Here is a 16,765-nt window from a genome sequence, read left to right as displayed (position 1 = left end):
TTCCTCTTTCGCCGCATGTGCAACGTTTTCGTCGGGCAAAATCGGGAAGCCTTGCCAAGTTGTTGGATAATCATTCCTCTCGTCCGGCACGCCGTGCCCGATGCCTGTAACACGAGGCGTTTATGTTCACTGAAGCAGACACCATCACCGATGAAGAAATCATCTCGATCGCCCAGCGTCTGACCGACGAAGGGCGGCCGGTCACCCCCGTCACCGTCTGGTCGGAGGTGCGCCGCGGATCGGCCGTATCGATCGCGGCCGCACTGCAGCGCTGGCGCGACGCCCGCCAGCCCGCGATGCCTGCCGCGCAACTGCCGGCGGAGATGCCCCCGGAATTCGCCGACGCGCTGTTGAACGCGGCGCACGGCATCAGAAAGGCGTCGTGGGACCACGCGCAACACGCGATCGGGCAGCACGCCGACAGCCTGAGCCAGCGGCTGCAAACGGCGCTCGCGGAACGCGACGAAGCGCTCGCCGTGTTCCAGACCGCCGAAGGCGCCGCCGCCGACATCCGCCTGCAGCACGACGAGCTGACACGCGCGCTTCGGGCGTCGGAGGAGACGGTCGCGCGGCTGCACGCGCAGGTCGCCGGCGCGACGGAGCGCGCCGAGGCATCGCAGGCGCGCGCGGCCGAACTGGCCGAGCGCGCGTCGACGCAGGACGCCGTGCTCGCCGCCGCGCGGGTGTCGCTCGAGGAGGAACGTAATTCCCGCGAAGCCCTCAAGGCCGAGGTGACGGCGAGGAGCGCGGAAATCGACCGCATCGCTCGCGAGCGTGACGCGGTGCGCGAGGAAAGCGCCGCCCGCATGGCGGCCCTGGAAGCCGACTTGCAGACGGCGCGCACCGAACTCGCGGCTGAACGCGAAGCGAACGCGGCCCGCCACGCCGATGCATCCGCCCGCGACGAAGAATTGCAGCGCGTCAAGCGCGAGCTGGACGAGGCGCGCACACAAAATGACGAAAGCCGGGCGCGTGCCATGTCGCTCGAAGCCGAACTCGCGGCGGATCGCGAGGCGAACGCGGCGCGTCAGGCCGAGGCATCGGCGCGGGAAGAAGCTTTGCAGCGCGCGACGCGCGAACTCGAGGAAGCGCGCGCGCAGACCGAAGAGAGCCGCACGCGTGTCGTGTCGCTCGAAGCCGAGCTCGCAGCGGATCGCGAGGCGAACGCGGCGCGTCAGGCCGAGGCATCGGCGCGGGAAGAAGCCTTGCAGCGCGCGACGCGCGAACTCGAGGAAGCGCGCGCGCAGACCGAAGAGAGCCGCACGCGCGTCGTGTCGCTCGAAGCGGAACTCGCGGCGGATCGCGAGGCGAACGCAGCGCGTCAGGCCGAGGCATCGGCGCGGGAAGAAGCCTTGCAGCGCGCCACGCGCGAACTCGAGGAAGCGCGCGCGCAGATCGAGGAAAGCCGCACGCGCGTCGTGTCGCTCGAAGCGGAACTCACGGCGGATCGCGAGGCGAACGCGGCGCGCCACGCCGAGGCATCGGCGCGGGAAGAAGCGTTGCAGCGCGCCACGCGCGAACTCGAGGAAGCGCACGCGCAAATCGAGGAAAGCCGTTCGCGTGTCGCGTCGCTCGAAGCCGAACTCGCGGCGGATCGCGAGGCGAACGCGGCGCGCCAGGCCGAGGCATCGGCGGGACAAGAGGCGCTGGCTCGCATCGCGCGTGAACTGGACGAAGCCCGCGCGCAACTCAACGCCGTCAGCGAGGAAAGGGCTGCCGTGCAAGCCGAGCTGGCGCGTGTGTCCGAGGACGCCACCGCCGCGCTGACGCGTGCGGAAGAGGCGCAGCAGCACGCCGCGCGTCTCGCGGAACAACTCGCCGAGCGCGAAAAGAGCGAAGCCGCCATGCGCGACGAGCTGCGCGATCACAAGATCGCGTTGCAGACCGCAGGCGCGGCGAAGGAAGAGGAACTCGCCGCACTGCAGCGCCGCATCTCCGCTCAGGCGCAGACGCACGCGAAGGCCTACGACGAGCTTCGTTCCAACGCCGAGCAGTGGGTCATGTATGCACGCGATCTCAAGCAGCGCCTCGATGTGGCCAACGAAAAGATCCTGTTCATCGACGCCCGCAGCACCGGCGAAGTCGCGCTGTTGCGTCGCCTGTCGACCGAACTCGAACGCCTGAAGCCCGATCACGAACTCGTGTTCCGCGAGGCGCAGCAACGCGTGATCGGCGACAAGATCGCGCAGCAGCTCGCGCAGAAAGGCTATCGCTACGATCCGGCGACGGCGGTCATGTCGAAGATCGAAGGCTGAAAGCCGGCGTCGCGCGCGCATCGCCACAGCTCGTCACGCGAGCGGTGCGCGCCGCGAACCCGATGTGAGACCATACGAACGAGCCATGCCTCGCAAAGGACCGTTCATATGGAAAGAACCGACCTCGCCGGCGTCTATCGCGGCTACATCGCTTGCCTGAACGAACAGAACTGGCCGATGCTCGGCACGTTCGTTCACGACGACCTCCATTACAACGGCCAGTCCGTTCGCCTTGCCGATTACCGGCAGATGCTCGAACGGGACTTCCGGCAAATCCCCGACCTTCGCTTTAATATCCGGCTCCTCGCCGCCGATCCGCCTTTCGTCGCGTGCCGCTTGTGGTTCGACTGCACGCCGGCGCGCGATTTCCTCGGCCTCGCCATCGACGGCAGGCGCGTCTCGTTTGCGGAGAACGTGTTCTACGAGTTCCGCGAGGGGAAGATCGCGCAGGTGTGGTCCGTGATCGATAAAGCCGCCATCGAAGCCCAGCTTCGCACGCTCCCATGATCGATGCCTCCTGCCATTGCGGCGCAGTGCGCTTCACCGTCGATGCCGCGCCCGCCGAAGTGAACGACTGCGATTGCTCCCTGTGCCGTCGATACGGCGTGCCCCGGGCCTACTACGACCCGTCGCGCGTGCGCTTCGCTCCCGGCAACGGCATGGCCGATACCTACACGTGGGGGGCGCGCAGGCTCGTGTTTCATCGCTGCGCGTCGTGCGGATGAGTCACGCACTGGCGCGCGGTCGATCCGGACCGGCCGGTCATGGGCGTCAACACGCGGATGATGCCGCACGAGGCGCTCGCCAACGCGCGCGTTCTCAGAAACGGCGAGCCGGTCGACTGATGCAGTCCGACTCTTGCGTGCGGCGATGACGGCGAGGCGTAATGATAGACTCGATCCGTCCTGCGGCCGCCCGCCTGGCGCTGCCCGAATCCAACGCAACAACAGCAAGAACAGCAAAGACAACAAGCATGAAACGTTTCTCGATGATTCGCGACTTCCATCTCGCCGACTGGTTCACGCTGGGCAACGCGGTCTGCGGCACGGGCGCACTGTTCTCGACGATCAGCTATATCGACGACTCCGACGTCATGCATATCTATCTGGCGTGCGCGCTCGTGTTCGCGGCGCTCGTGTTCGATGTGCTCGACGGCCGCATCGCCCGGTGGCGTCAGAAGGCGTCGCTGCTCGGCAAGGAACTCGATTCGCTCGCCGACGTGATCTCGTTCGGCGTCGCGCCGGCCATCATTGGTTACGGATGCGGCATGCGCGGCCTCTATGACCGCGTGATGCTCGCGTACTTCGTCGCGTGCGGCGTGTCCCGTCTCGCGCGCTATAACGTCACGACCGAAGAGATGTCGGCCGGCACGGGCAAGGTCACGCATTTCGAGGGCACGCCCATTCCGACATCGTTCGCCATCGTGCTGATGCTCGGCATCGCCGCATGGTTCGATGCACTGGGGCCGCGCATGTGGTTCGGCGAATGGCGCATCGCCGGGTTCACGCTGCATCCGCTCGTCTTTGTCTACGCCATCTCCGGTTCGCTGATGATCAGCCGCATCCGCATTCCGAAGCCCTAGGCTTCCATCAAGTTTCGACCAGCCCCGCCGTATACACGTGGATGAAGCGGCGCGGCGCATGAAGCCGCGTCCGTCCCCGAGCGCCAGGCTCGCCGCGTAGACGCACGACGTCGCACGCGCCACTCCCAGGGCGATGAACGGGAATCTCATGGACCCGTTTCGAGAGCCCATCCACGTAATGCACTTTTCTCGCATGACCGCGAGCCTGGCCTGCGCAATGGCCGCGCTCGCGGCGTATTCGCCGTCCGCGCTGGCCGACGACGCCCCCGAATCGCCGAACGTCCCGCTCACCGGCGGCAAGCTGCTGCTCACGGGCGGCGTATCGCAGATCGAAGGCGCGGCGGGCGGCGGTCTCGCGCCGTGGGCCGTGATCGGCGGTTACGGCACGGCGGGCCAGCTCGGCGCCAACGCTCACGGCACGCTCATCCGCACGCAGGACTACGCGCTCGGCTCATGGGGCTTGACCGTGGGCGTGGCGAACCGCGTCGAGCTGTCGCTCGCCCGCCAGCGTTTCGACACACGCGATGCCGGCGCGAAGCTCGGCCTGGGCGCGGGCTATGCGTTCAGTCAGAACATCTTCGGCCTGAAGGTGCGCCTGCTGGGCGACGCCGTGCTCGATCAGGACACGTGGATGCCGCAGATCGCAGCCGGCATCCAGTTCAAGCACAACGAAGAAGGCGGCGTCTTGAAGGCGATCGGCGCGGCGAGCAATTCGGGCACGGACTTTTATCTGTCCGCCACGAAGCTGCTGCTCGCGCAAAGCCTGCTTCTCAACGGCGCGGTGCGCCTGACGAAAGCGAACCAGTTCGGCCTGCTCGGCTTCGGCGGCGACAAATCCAACGCTTACAAGCCGGAGTTCGAATCGTCGGTGGCGTACTTGCTGACGAAGAACATCGCCGTCGGGGCCGAATATCGCATGAAGCCCGACAACCTCTCGTTCGCCCGCGAACAGGACGCCTACGATGCGTTCATCGCGTGGGCGCCGAACAAGCATGTCTCGCTGACGGCCGCGTATGTATCGCTCGGCGATATCGCGACCATCAGAAATCAGCGCGGATTCTATGTTTCGCTGCAGGCGGGCTTCTGATCATGACCATGACTATTCGACACGCCGCGCTCGCGGCCTGCTGCCTGCTCGCCGCGCTGGCAAGCATGAACGCGCATGCAGAGGACAACGCGCTGTATCGGCAATTCGGCGAAAGAGAAGGGCTCACGCGCATCGTCGACGACATGTACGCGACCGTGACCGTCGATCCTCGCACCGCGCCGTACTTCGAGAACGCCCCGATACGGCGCATCAAGACGAAGCTCGTCGAGCAGTTCTGCGTGCTGCTCGATGGACCGTGCGTCTATACCGGCCGTCCGATGAAGCGCACGCACGAAGGCCAGAATATCGATCGCGCGGCGTTCAATGCGCTCGTCGAAGACCTCCAGGCCGCGATGGACAAGAACGGCGTGCCGTTTCACGCGCAAAACAAGCTGCTCGCGAAACTCGCGCCGATGTACCGCGATGTGCAGGACCGTGAATGATGAAAGCCTACCGATTCTTCCTCGCGCCCTTGCTGGCGCTTCTCGCATCGCTTGCGCAGGCAGCGAGCGTTCACGTTCAGGTGGTCGATCAGGCGGGCGCGCCCGTCGCCGATGCCGTGGTCTATGCAACGCCCGTCGCAGGCAAGCCGCCCGCGACGAAGCCTGCCGGCGCGATCATCGATCAGGTGAAGCGGCGCTTCGTGCCGCGCGTCTCCGTCGTGCAGACGGGCGCGTCGGTGACGTTTCCGAACAAGGACAACATCGAGCATGACGTGTACTCCTTCTCGCCCGCGAAGCGTTTCGAGTTGAACCTGTACCACGGCATTCCGGCGAACCCGGTCGTGTTCGACAAGCCGGGCCTCGTCGTGATGGGCTGCAATATCCACGACGAAATGGTGGCGTATCTGCTGATCGTCGATACTCCCTGGTTCGCGAAGACCGATGCAAAGGGCGTGGCCGTCATCGACAATGTGCCTGCCGATGCGCTGAAGCTTACTGCATGGCACTACCGCCTCGGCGATCCGAACGCGTTGCCGTCGCAGAAGATCAACGCTGCCACGGACGCGCCGGTGAAGCTCGCATTGCAACTGAGGGCCGCCGAATAGCATGCGCCTGCACAGCCTGCGAGCGCGCATCGCGCTGGTGTTCGTCGTTCTGATGCTTGCTGCGCAGGCTGCGGCTTACGTCGTCATTAATTCTGTCATCCTGAAGAATGCGCACGAGAACGCGGAGGAGCAGTTGTCGGTGGCCGAGCGCGTCTTCGGGCAAGTGTTGCGAAGCAATAGCCAGCAGTTGACGCAGGCCGCGAGCGTGGCCGCGTCCGACTTCGGATTTCGCGAGGCGGTCGCCACGCACGACAGCAAGACCGTGGCGTCCGCGCTGCAGAATCACGGCGACCGCATTCATGCGGACGTAGTCATGCTCGTCGATCTCGACGGCAAGCTCGTCGCCGATAACGAAGGCTCGGCGCACGAAGGCATGGCCTTTTCGTTTCCGCATCTGATCCGCGCGGTTGCGAAGAAGGGCGATGCGTCGTCGTTCGGCATCATCGGCGGTAAGGCGTATCAGTTGGTCGCGGTGCCGGTGAAGGCGCCCATTGTCATCGCGTGGGTCGTGATGGGTTTCGCCATCGACGACGCCCTCGCCCGGGAGATGAGCTCGCTCACATCGCTCGATGTGTCCTTCCTCACCGTCGATGCGCGCGGCCGATGGGATGTTGTCGCAAGCTCGCTGCCCGATGCGTCGCGCGCGAAGCTCACCGATCAGGCCCAACTCGCGGACGATGGTTACGCCACGCGCGTCGTCCGGCTGCATTCGGAAGGGCGCACGGTGGCGGTGCTGCTCGAACGTTCGCTGAACCAGGCGCTCGCGCCATTCCATCGGCTGCAATCGACGTTGCTGCTGATCACAATACTGGGCGTGATCGTGTCTATCGTCGGCAGCATGTTGACGGCGCGTTCGGTCACGCGGCCGCTCGCGGCGCTCGCGCAGTTTTCCCGGCGCGTCGGGCGTGGCGATTACAGCGGGTCCATTGACGTGCGTCATCAGGATGAGATCGGCGAGCTTGCGAACGCGTTCAACCAGATGCAGGAGGGCATTGTCGAACGCGAGCGGCGCATCACGGAACTCGCGTACATGGACCGGCTCACCGGCTTGCCGAATCGCGCGTTGTTCAACGACCGTCTGCAACAGGCGATTGCCGTTGCCGCGCAGAAGCGTCACCCGTTGTGCGTGATGATGATGGACCTCGACCGCTTCAAGCTCGTGAACGATACGTTGGGGCATCCCATCGGCGACATGCTGCTGTGCGAAGTGGCGGGCCGTTTGCGCGCGACGCTGCACCGGCAGACCGATACGGTCGCGCGGCTCGGCGGCGATGAGTTCGCGGTGCTGTTGCCCGATGGCGATCTCACGGCGGCGCGCAGCGTGGCGGCGCGCATGCTGCGTGCGCTCGAAGAGCCGATCACGATAGAAGGGCAACTCGTCGATGTGGGCGCGAGCATCGGCATCGTGAGTTTTCCGGACAACGGCACGGACATCAACGTGCTGATGCGACGCGCCGATATCGCGATGTATGCAGCCAAGCGAGCCAACCTCGGCCATGCGCTCTACGACGCGCGGCACGATCACAACAGCGCCGAGCGTCTGTCGCTGATGGGCGAGTTGCGGCAGGCCGTCGAACACGATCAGCTCACGCTCTACTATCAGCCGAAAGTCGATCTCGCGACGCATCGCGTGAAGTATGTCGAAGCACTCGTGCGCTGGGATCATCCGACGCGCGGCTTCGTGTCGCCCGATCAGTTCATTCCGTTCGCGGAGCAGACGGGCTATATCAAGACCATCACGCGCTGGGTCGCGGACAAGGCCATCGCGCAGTGCGCGGCGTGGCGGGCGCAGGGTATCGAGCTTGCCGTGTCGGTGAACGTGTCGGCGCGCGAACTGATTCTGTCGTCGCTGCCGGACATGTTTCAGAGCCTGCTCGTGAAGCATGGCGTCTCGCCGGACTGCATCTGGATCGAGATTACAGAGAGCGCGATCATGGACGATCCGAATCACGCGATAGAAACACTCGACCGCCTGCATGCGCTCGGCATTCGCCTTTCCATCGACGATTTCGGCACGGGATACTCGTCGCTTTCGTATCTGAAGCGCATGCCCGTGGACGAACTGAAGATCGACAAGTCGTTCGTGATGGGCATGACGCATCACAAGGACGACGAGACCATCGTGCGATCGACCATCGACCTCGGGCACAACATGGGCATGAAGGTCGTGGCAGAAGGCGTGGAGAACGAAGCGATGATGCTGCGTCTCAAGGCGCTCGGATGCGATCTCGCGCAAGGGTATCACCTGAGTCGGCCCTTGCCGCCTGCGAAACTTGTCGACTGGCTCGCTGCGTGGCCGGCGGCCGCATTGCCGATGCCGGTCTGACTCATCCCCTTCGCTGCGTGCCCGTATAACGATGTATAACAATCGGGCCCAATCAGCGAACCGTTCAGTCCGTCTCCGGATAATTACTGATTGCGATGCTGTTTCATCGCTCTCCTGTTCGATTCAGTGCTTAAGGACCATTGCGATGGGTTTTCAACATCGTTCTATATGACGGTCCACTTCGCGGCTGTATCGTTTGAGCAAGTCACGAATAAAGCTTTTCGCGAGAAGGCGAGTCTTTGAAAGGCACTGAATGATTGCCGGCGTGACGACGTGGCAGCGAATGTTCATCGTCTCCGCGCTCGACGCTCGTTTGCAGCCGGGCCGAACGCTGAGGCCTGCGACAGCAGTTGATGAGGGCCGCGAGAGGCCTGTCAGGAGATAACCATGATGAAACGTACGAAAGTTGCGGTCGTCAACGATCATCCGCTCGTGCTATGCGGACTTCGGAAGGCGCTCGAGGACGCGGGCTTCGATGTATCGGGCACGGTCACGAGTCCCGATGAATTAGTGGAATTGCTGAGTGCCTCGGAAGGCGATGTCGTCGTGACGGATTACTCGCGCACCGGCGATCAGGGGCTCGACGGCTGGCAGTTTCTGGCTTCGGTTTCGAGTGACTTTCCTGAAGTGCCGGTGCTGGTCTATAGCGAGTTCGACGATCCCTTCCTCGTGGGCAGTCTGGTTCAACGCGGCGTCGCCGGATTCGTCAGCAAGCGCGATGAAATGCACGAAGTGATCGCGGCGGTGCGGGCGCTCGCGCGCGGCGATCGCTATCTCTCTTCTGTCGCTCAGGGATCGCTTCGGCAATTCGAGGCGCTGCCCGAGTATAAGCGGTTCGGTCTGCTCACGCGCAGGCAGATGGAAGTGACTGGCCTCATGCTCTGCGGTCTCTCCGTCTGCGAAACGGCGCGCTTATTGCATCGGCGGGTGAATACCATTAGTGCGCAGCGCACTGAGGCTTGCCGGCGGTTGGGCTTCTCCGGGGAATCGGAGATGTACCGGTTTGCTGTGGGACATGGGTTGTGGCTGGATCGGTCTTCGTCATCCGAGCATGATTTGAGGGCGGCTTGAGTTGTTCTTTTGGTGCCACTTGCTCCAGTTACCACATCGAGAATACTGCCGGCGCACAGGTTGATAGCACCTTGCATCACGCTCCGCGCTCGCAGGCTCCGCGCCTCTTCAATTGATAAGGCTGACTGATTGGATTAAGTTTCCTAGAAATACTTCTAATCAGTCGGTTCTTGTTTCGCGCATTCATTCATTCGGAATTCTTCTATACGGGACGCTGTATTAATCCCTCTTCATCGTCGTTCCCGCCGTTGTTTTCATTGCCGCGTGGCGAAAAAGCATCGGTGGATCGTTCGAAAGCATTGCGTAACTGTGGCGCCGTTCGCTTCGCGCTTCTTTCGAACTTCTTCTATATCGAACTCACTCGTCTCTTCCTAGCATTCGTCGTTGGATTCGCATAGCAGTCCCGGCAAAACGGCTCTCCAAGATGACCGCCGTCATCGGTGTGTGAGTCAGTCGTACGCCGCCGGGCGCATCAATAGACCCTTCAAGGGCGTCGTCGAATCCAGACGTGTCAAGGCGTCTGGGCCTGCATTGCTTCCCGGAATCGCGCCCCGGCGCGTTGGGTTTTGCGTTGATCAGTCAATGCGGAACGTTCTTCTATTTCTTAATTCTGTCTCTCATGAACAAGAATCGGTTTCGCCGCGTGTTTAGCAAGCGGCTTGGTATGTTGGTCGCTGTAGCCGAGGACGTCACAAGCCAGGGCAAGGCGCCCGGCGAAGGCGCAGGTCCGCAGGCATCGTCGGCTGAGGGCCTCGGCGTCGTCTCCGCGATGACGGCGTTTGCTGTCGCCATCCTTGCGACGCAACCCGGCGTGAGCTTCGCGCAAGCATTGCCGACGGGTGGTCAGGTCACCGCCGGCCAGGCGTCGATCTCGCAGAACAGCAACACGATGACCATCAATCAGGGTAGCCAGCGCACCGTGATCGACTGGAACTCGTTCAACGTCGGCGCGGGCAACACGGTTCAGTTCAATCAGCCGAACGCGCAGTCGCAGGCACTGAATCGCGTCTCGGGCGCGGGTGCATCGAACATTCAGGGCTCGCTGCTCGCGAACGGTCAGGTGCTGATTCAGAACGCCAACGGCGTGCTGTTCGGCAAGGGCTCGGTGGTCAACGTCGGCGCGCTGCTCGCGACGACCAAGTCGATCAATCCGGATGCCTTCATGGCAGGCGGCTCGCTGCAACTGAGCTCGACGGGCACGAATGCAAGCGTCGTGAACGACGGCGCGATTCAGGCGCAAGGCTATGTGACGCTGGTCGGTGATCAGGTCCGTAACTCGGGCTCCATCGAGACGGCGCAAGGCGGTCAAGTGGTGCTCGCGGCAGGCGATAGCGCAACGGTTGCACTGCCGAACGGCCAGGGCATCCAGTTGACGCTGACGAATGCGACGGCCAACGCGCTGGTGGAGAACAGCGGCACGATCAAGGCCGAGAACGGCTCGGTGCTGTTGACCGCACGCGGCACGAACACGCTGCTCGACACGGTCGTGAATATGTCGGGCGTGGCGCGCGCCGGCACGGTCGTGGCCGATGCCGGCAACACGGGCGATGTGGCGGTGACGGGCAAGATCGATGCATCGAACGCAACGGGCGCGGGCGGCACGGTGGTGCTGTCGGGCGACCGCGTGGGCGTGTTCGGCAATGCATCGATCGATGCGAGCGGCGCGACCGAAGGCGGCAAGGTGATCCTGGGCGGCGACAGCCTGCACAAGCTCGACGGCACGCAAGCGCAAGGCATGCTGCAGGACGGCGTGCAGTTCGCGAACTTCACGCAAGTCGATGCGGGCGCGACGATCAACGCGGGTTGCCGCCGTTCACCGCCGGGTTGCCACCCGTCGTGTGAATGATGACGCCGTTGTCGATCACGTTGACCGTGCCGTTTTCATCGGTGTTGTACGTCGCGTTCGCATCGTTCACGCCCGCACCATTCGTCGAATTGCCCGAGATGTTCGTCGTGCCGTTGTCCGTGGTGTTGATCGTGCCGTCGTTGATCACGCCCGTGCCATCGGTCGAGTTGCCCGAGATGTTCGTCGTGCCGTTGTCGGTCGTGTTGATCGTCGCGTTCGGCTCGATCACGGTACCGTTGCCAGTGGTCGAGTTACCGTCGATGTTGGTCGAACCGTTACCGCTCGTGTTGATCGAGCCGTTGATGTCCGTGCCGTCACCGTTCGTCGAATTACCCGAGATATTCGTCGTGCCGTTGTCCGTGGTGTTGATCGAGCCGTTCGGATCGACGATCACACCCGTGCCGTCGGTCGAGTTGCCGTCGATGTTGGTCGAACCATTACCGCTCGTGTTGATCGAGCCGTTGATGTCCGCGCCGCTACCGTTGGTCGAGTTGCCCGAGATGTTCGTCGTGCCGTTGTCCGTCGTGTTGATCGAGCCGTTCGGGTCGACGATCACGCCCGTGCCATCCGTGCTGTTGCCCGAGATGTTGATCGTGCCGTTATCCGTCGTGTTGATCGAACCGTTGATGTCCGTGCCCGTACCGCCGGAGACATTGCCGCTATAGCCGGCATCCGCGCCCGTGCTGATCGTCACGTCCGTCGGATCGATCAGCCACTCGCCAGCCTTGCCTTCCGGTGCCGCTGCGCTCACCTGACCTTGCACGTCGAGACTATGACCCGACGTCTCCACGAAGCCGCCGTCGCCATGCGCGGAACGGTACGGCCAACACCGGCACCGGCACCGGCACCGGTACGGCGACCGACACCGGCACCGGCGGCACCACCGCCCAGGGCACCACTTCGCACGGCGGCTCGGGCTCGGGCGCAGGCGCAGCGGCGGCGGTGGCGGGCGGTATCGCGGTGGCAGGCGGCGTGTCGTACCTGATCTACGCAAGCGAAATGCACATGTATCTGGACGAAGTGCTGCCGCTGACGATGGAATCGGGCGATGCCGCGTTCTGGGCCGATGCGAGCATCGACGAAGTGTGGGTCGATCTGCAAACGCAGACCGCCGACGTGAACGTGGTGACCCGCTCGGGCGATCTGTCGCGTCACATGTCGTACCGTGACGGCGCTGACGGCGTGAAGCACTATTCGTACGCAGACAAGTCGTCGGACACGAAGGCGGATCTCGCGGTGAACATGCAGACGCGTGAGTACTTCTACACGGAAAGCGGCGTGAAGAACGGCCAGCCGTACGTCGTGAAGTCGCACGGCTGGTTGAAGCCCGGCGCGCTGAATCCGGTGCATGCGCACGCAACGGCGAAGGCCGCAGCGAAGTAAGCATCGGCGAAGCGAAGGCGGTGCAACGCCGCCTTCCGCCAGCATCGAGCAGTAAGTGGCCCGGCCTTAAGCGCCGGGCTTTTTCAATTCTGACGCCGATCCGGCGCAAGCGTGTTCTCTCAAATTAGAACTTCTTCTATTCGATCCGACCGGGCAAAACTTTAATCTTCTTTCTGAGGGCGCTAGAGCGAATCCGAGATTGAAGAGCCGGACGCAACTGGCTCCAGCAGGATCGCGATCAAGCGTCGCGCCAGATCAATCCACTCAGGAACCGAAACATGAAATTCAGCATCGCAAAGTTCGAACACTTGTGCTATCGCCGTGAACACGAAGCGGCGAGCCGGATGCTCATCGAGTTGCTCAACAAGATCGACCAGAATTACGGCGTTCTGATGGACGTGGATACCTGGGCGCAATCCGCGGAAGCCTTCGACATCATGGACGATCACCTGCTCACGCGTCTGACGTCCGCCATCAGCACGCTGGTCTCGGACCCGAAATTCACCATCTCCGATCACGGCATTAGCCGCCTCATGCTGTTCCAGCGCTGGCTCGCCGCGATGTTCGCCGCCAGTCCGTTCCGCAACGCGGACCACGTGCTGCGTTCGTTCAGCGCGGACGAAGAATCGCGCAACTCGATCAATCTGCGAAACAGTGAATTCCGCAAGTTCCAGCTCTTCTACATGCCCGAGTCCGAAGTGCGTCTCGACTGGGACCTGCTGTGGAAGCACGACAAGGTGATGACCGCGAGCATGGCGACGACCATCATGTCGTCACGCTTTCTCGCCACGCCTTCCGCTCATGCCAAGCGCGAAATGCTGCTGCGCTGGCTGCCCGAGCGTCTCGCGGAAGTCGAAAGCCTCGACGTGCTGCCGATGGGCGTCTTCCACGACATGTACATGCACTCGAGCTATGCTGACTATTCCGGCAAGCACGACATCAAGAAGCCGATCAACACGCTCATCCGCCGCAAGCTGAAGAGCCTCGACATCCACGACGTCGAACGCAAGCCGCAACCGGCGAAGAAGGGCGAGAAGCCGGTCGTGCTCGTCGTGCTGGAATGGTTCTCGAAGAATCACTCGATCTATCGCACGCACTCGCAAACGATGGTCGCGATGCGCGACAGGTTCCATCTCGTCGGCATGGGCTATGACGGCCGCGTGGACGATGCGGGCAAAGCCGTGTTCCACGAATTCATTCCGCTGCAAGGCGGGAATCTGTGGGAAGTCGCGAAGCATGTGCGTGAGACGAGCGAAACGCGCAACGCGCAGATGATGTACATGCCGAGCGTCGGCATGTTCCCGATCACGATGGTGCTGGCCTGCCTGCGCGTCGCGCCGCTCCAGATGATGGCGCTCGGCCACCCGGCCACCACGCACGGCCATGCAATGGACTATGTCGTCGTCGAAGAAGACTACGTCGGCGACGAAGCCTGCTTCAGCGAGAAGCTGCTCAAGCTGCCGAAGGACGGCATGCCGTACCGCGCACCGGCCGCGCTGCTCGAGCTTCAGTTGCCGGAGAAGCAGCCGTCGGATGGCGTCGTGAAAATCGCGGTCGCGGGCACCACGATCAAGCAGAACCCGGGCTTCCTCAACACGTGTGCCGAAATCGCACGCGATTCCAAGGTGCCGGTGCACTTCCACTTCCTGATGGGACAAGCGAACGGCCTGATCTATCCGCAAGTGCGCAACCTGGTGCGCCGCCTCATGGGCGACAAGGCCACTGTGCACAAGCATCAGAACTACGGCAGCTACATGAACGTGATCGCGGGCTGCGACCTGTTCCTGAATCCGTTCCCGTTCGGCAATACGAACGGCATCGTGGATACGGTATGGGCCGGGCTCGTCGGCGTGTGCAAGACCGGGCGCGAAGTACACGAGCATATCGACGAAGGCATGTTCCGCCGCCTGGGCTTCCCCGACTGGATGATCGCGAAGACGAACGAAGAGTACAAGGCATCGGCGCTGCGTCTGATCGAAAACGCGGAGGAGCGTCTCGAACTGTCCGCGAAGCTCGCTGGTCCGCAAGCCATCGAGAAGCTCATCTTCGCAGGCCGTCCGGAGATTCTCGGCGAGCGCATGGAAGCGCTGTGGAAGGAGCAACTGCCGAGTGCGAAGCCGCGTGGCCGCGCCAAAAAGGCGGAGCGCGCAGTGGAGACCGCGTAAGCACCTGCATCGAAACGACTGCGTTTCGATTCGAACAAAAGCCCGGCCACGTGCCGGGCTTTCTTCATTGGGCGTGCGCATGGCGATCTTCTTCGCGTGCCGAAACATCGCGTTTCGCGGGGCCGTCGCGCCACTTTAGAACTTGTTCTATTCGAATGAAGCAAGCGAATCCTTAACCTTCTATTTGAGAACGATGCGCAGACAAGAGTCGATGAGCCAGGCGCGAACGTTCCAACGTCTGGTCGAATGCAAGGATACGTGCAATGTTGAAGATGAGCGAAATAGCGATGACCGTCCGCCGCATGTTATGCGTCGGATCAGTGGTGCTGGCGGGCGTGGCAAGCGCCGAACGCGCGGGTGCGGCGCAAGCGGTGGATGCGGTAGAAGCGGAGCCTGTTGTTCAGTCGCCTGTCGCCGCAACAGCGGAACAGGCTCCGGTCACCGATATCCGCACGGTCGATGTCAAGGTCGTGCCGGCTGAAGGCGCCGATGCGCTGCTGGTGAAGCAGATGCTCGACGCGGACATCAAGAAGCTCGGCAACGCTCCCGCGACGCTGAAGGACGTCGATCACTGGTCGCAAGTGCTGACGGTCGCGCTGCGTCAGGGCGGCTTTCCGCTCGGCCAGGTGCTGATGACGCAGGAAGACTGGCAGGCCGCGCAGAAGGGCGGCGAGGTGCAATTCACTGTCTTTCCCGGCCGTATCCGCAATATCGTCGTCAAGAACAAGTCGCGCGTGAAGGATGCACGGCTGGAACGCCTCATCTCGCATGCACTGTGCGGCGGCGAGACGATCAACAACGTATGCCTGTTGCGCACGTCGCATCTCGAACGCGCGACGCAGCTGCTTCAGGACCTTCCCGGCGTCGCAATCGATGGCGCACCGAGCTTCTCGCCGGGTGCAGGCGTCGGCGATGTCAATGTCGTGTTCAAGATCGCGCAAAACGGCAAGCCGGTGTCGGCGGATCTGATCCTCGATAACAAGGGCGTCGAGTCGACGGGCTCGTATCGCGCGGGCGTGACGGCATCGGCGAATAACCTCTTCGGCCAGGGCGACGCTTACGCGTTCACCATCACCAGCACCAACAAGAAGATGTGGACGGGTTCGCTCACCGGCAGCGTGCCCATTTTCGACGATGGCCTTCGCATGACGGGCGGCGTCACGCGCCAGCAGTATTTCATCAATGCGGGCACGCCGGTGAAGGGCGTCGCGACGACAGGCCAGCTCGGCGTGCAATACCCGTTCGCACGCGGGCTCGACGCCAACGTGTGGGGCGGCGCATCGGTGCTGCATAGCCAGACATCGACGGATCTGCCTGAGTACAGCTCGGCCACGCACAGTAAGCTCGACTCGCTGCAACTTTCGCTGACAGCCGATAACGGCGATCGCGCCCGCGCGATGCGCACGAATCTCGCGACCGGACAGATTGCACTGACGCTCGGCCATCAACGCAACGACGACCCGTTCGAATCCACCGTGCATCACGCGGGCAACTACGCGAAGCTCGCGGGCAGCGCATTCGGCACGTATGCGCTGTCGAAGAGCGGCAACACCTTCATGTCGGCGCGCATCAGCACGCAACTGGCAAGCCGCAATCTCGACGGGAGCGAGAAGCTCGGTCTCGGCGGTCCCGACGCGGTGCGTGCCTATCGCGCCGATGAAGGTTCCGCGGACGAAGGCGCGGTGGCGAGCCTGGGCCTGTATCAGCGTGTGCCGGTTGCGGCCGGACACCAGTTGCAGTTCGGCGTCTTCAACGACTTCGCTTATGGACGCGTGAACCATTCTCCGTGGGATGGCTGGGAGAAGAGTTATCCGGGCGTTCCGGGCGTGACGAACAATCGCGTGCTCGCGGGCTACGGCGTGAGCGTCGACTGGCTCACGCCGATCGGTGCGACCGTCTCGGCAGCTGTTTCGAAGCCCTATCGATTCTCCGAAACCTCGTGGATCGAACCCGGTAAGCGACCGACGCAGTACTGGCTCTCCGTGACCTGGAGCCACTGATC

Annotated in this window: 14 protein-coding genes; 13 read left to right on the top strand and 1 reads right to left on the bottom strand. The window is 63.1% G+C overall.

What is annotated here, in order from left to right:
- Nucleotides 1-122: 122 nt before the first annotated feature.
- From P9255_RS09125 to P9255_RS09080, 10 genes are all read left to right on the top strand, one after another.
- Nucleotides 123-2,255 (top strand): DNA-binding protein, encoded by a 2,133-nt coding sequence (locus tag P9255_RS09125; protein WP_309767336.1) that lies wholly within the window; start codon nucleotides 123-125, stop codon nucleotides 2,253-2,255.
- Between the two features lie 108 nt (nucleotides 2,256-2,363).
- Nucleotides 2,364-2,762 carry an ester cyclase gene (locus P9255_RS09120; RefSeq protein ID WP_309767338.1) on the top strand — a complete coding sequence of 133 codons (399 nt, stop codon included), beginning with the start codon at nucleotides 2,364-2,366 and terminating at the stop codon, nucleotides 2,760-2,762.
- Complete coding sequence (locus P9255_RS09115) at nucleotides 2,759-2,980, top strand: hypothetical protein (RefSeq protein ID WP_309767339.1); 222 nt, start codon at nucleotides 2,759-2,761, stop codon at nucleotides 2,978-2,980. Before P9255_RS09120 ends, P9255_RS09115 begins: the two co-directional genes overlap by 4 nt.
- A gap of 248 nt (nucleotides 2,981-3,228) precedes the next feature.
- Nucleotides 3,229-3,837, top strand: a complete 609-nt coding sequence (gene pssA / locus P9255_RS09110; RefSeq protein ID WP_309767341.1) for a CDP-diacylglycerol--serine O-phosphatidyltransferase — start codon at nucleotides 3,229-3,231, stop codon at nucleotides 3,835-3,837.
- Between the two features lie 193 nt (nucleotides 3,838-4,030).
- Complete coding sequence (locus tag P9255_RS09105) at nucleotides 4,031-4,924, top strand: DUF3034 family protein (RefSeq protein ID WP_309767343.1); 894 nt, start codon at nucleotides 4,031-4,033, stop codon at nucleotides 4,922-4,924.
- Nucleotides 4,925-4,932: 8 nt separating this feature from the next.
- Entirely contained in the window at nucleotides 4,933-5,367 is a 435-nt protein-coding gene (locus P9255_RS09100) for a group 1 truncated hemoglobin (protein ID WP_309767344.1), read from the top strand.
- Nucleotides 5,364-5,972 (top strand): methylamine utilization protein, encoded by a 609-nt coding sequence (locus tag P9255_RS09095; protein WP_309767346.1) that lies wholly within the window; start codon nucleotides 5,364-5,366, stop codon nucleotides 5,970-5,972. Before P9255_RS09100 ends, P9255_RS09095 begins: the two co-directional genes overlap by 4 nt.
- 1 nt (nucleotide 5,973) lies before the next feature.
- Nucleotides 5,974-8,298, top strand: coding sequence for an EAL domain-containing protein (locus P9255_RS09090; RefSeq protein WP_309767348.1), 2,325 nt, complete (start codon nucleotides 5,974-5,976; stop codon nucleotides 8,296-8,298).
- 387 nt (nucleotides 8,299-8,685) lie between these two features.
- On the top strand, nucleotides 8,686-9,369 hold the full coding sequence (locus P9255_RS09085) for a response regulator transcription factor (RefSeq protein ID WP_309789392.1): 684 nt from the start codon (nucleotides 8,686-8,688) through the stop codon (nucleotides 9,367-9,369).
- 619 nt (nucleotides 9,370-9,988) lie between these two features.
- On the top strand, nucleotides 9,989-11,215 hold the full coding sequence (locus tag P9255_RS09080) for a filamentous hemagglutinin N-terminal domain-containing protein (RefSeq protein ID WP_309789391.1): 1,227 nt from the start codon (nucleotides 9,989-9,991) through the stop codon (nucleotides 11,213-11,215).
- On the opposite strand, the gene P9255_RS09075 is transcribed toward P9255_RS09080, so the two are convergent.
- Nucleotides 11,163-11,966 carry a hypothetical protein gene (locus tag P9255_RS09075; RefSeq protein WP_309767353.1) on the bottom strand — a complete coding sequence of 268 codons (804 nt, stop codon included), beginning with the start codon at nucleotides 11,964-11,966 and terminating at the stop codon, nucleotides 11,163-11,165. The two genes, P9255_RS09080 and P9255_RS09075, sit on opposite strands and share 53 nt — an antisense overlap.
- On the opposite strand from P9255_RS09075, the gene P9255_RS09070 reads away from it, so the two are divergent.
- From P9255_RS09070 to P9255_RS09060, 3 genes are all read left to right on the top strand, one after another.
- Nucleotides 11,951-12,598, top strand: a complete 648-nt coding sequence (locus tag P9255_RS09070) for a hypothetical protein (protein WP_309789390.1) — start codon at nucleotides 11,951-11,953, stop codon at nucleotides 12,596-12,598. The genes P9255_RS09075 and P9255_RS09070 overlap by 16 nt on opposite strands.
- A gap of 278 nt (nucleotides 12,599-12,876) precedes the next feature.
- On the top strand, nucleotides 12,877-14,763 hold the full coding sequence (locus P9255_RS09065) for a peptide transporter (protein WP_309767356.1): 1,887 nt from the start codon (nucleotides 12,877-12,879) through the stop codon (nucleotides 14,761-14,763).
- 263 nt (nucleotides 14,764-15,026) lie between these two features.
- Nucleotides 15,027-16,763 (top strand): ShlB/FhaC/HecB family hemolysin secretion/activation protein, encoded by a 1,737-nt coding sequence (locus P9255_RS09060; protein WP_309789389.1) that lies wholly within the window; start codon nucleotides 15,027-15,029, stop codon nucleotides 16,761-16,763.
- The last annotated feature ends 2 nt before the right edge of the window (nucleotides 16,764-16,765 follow it).

Origin of the sequence: Caballeronia sp. LZ019 (assembly GCF_031450825.1) — a bacterium.
Lineage (GTDB): Bacteria > Pseudomonadota > Gammaproteobacteria > Burkholderiales > Burkholderiaceae > Caballeronia.
Note: the sequence above shows the minus strand (reverse complement) of the source record. Positions and strands in the feature narration are given on the sequence as shown.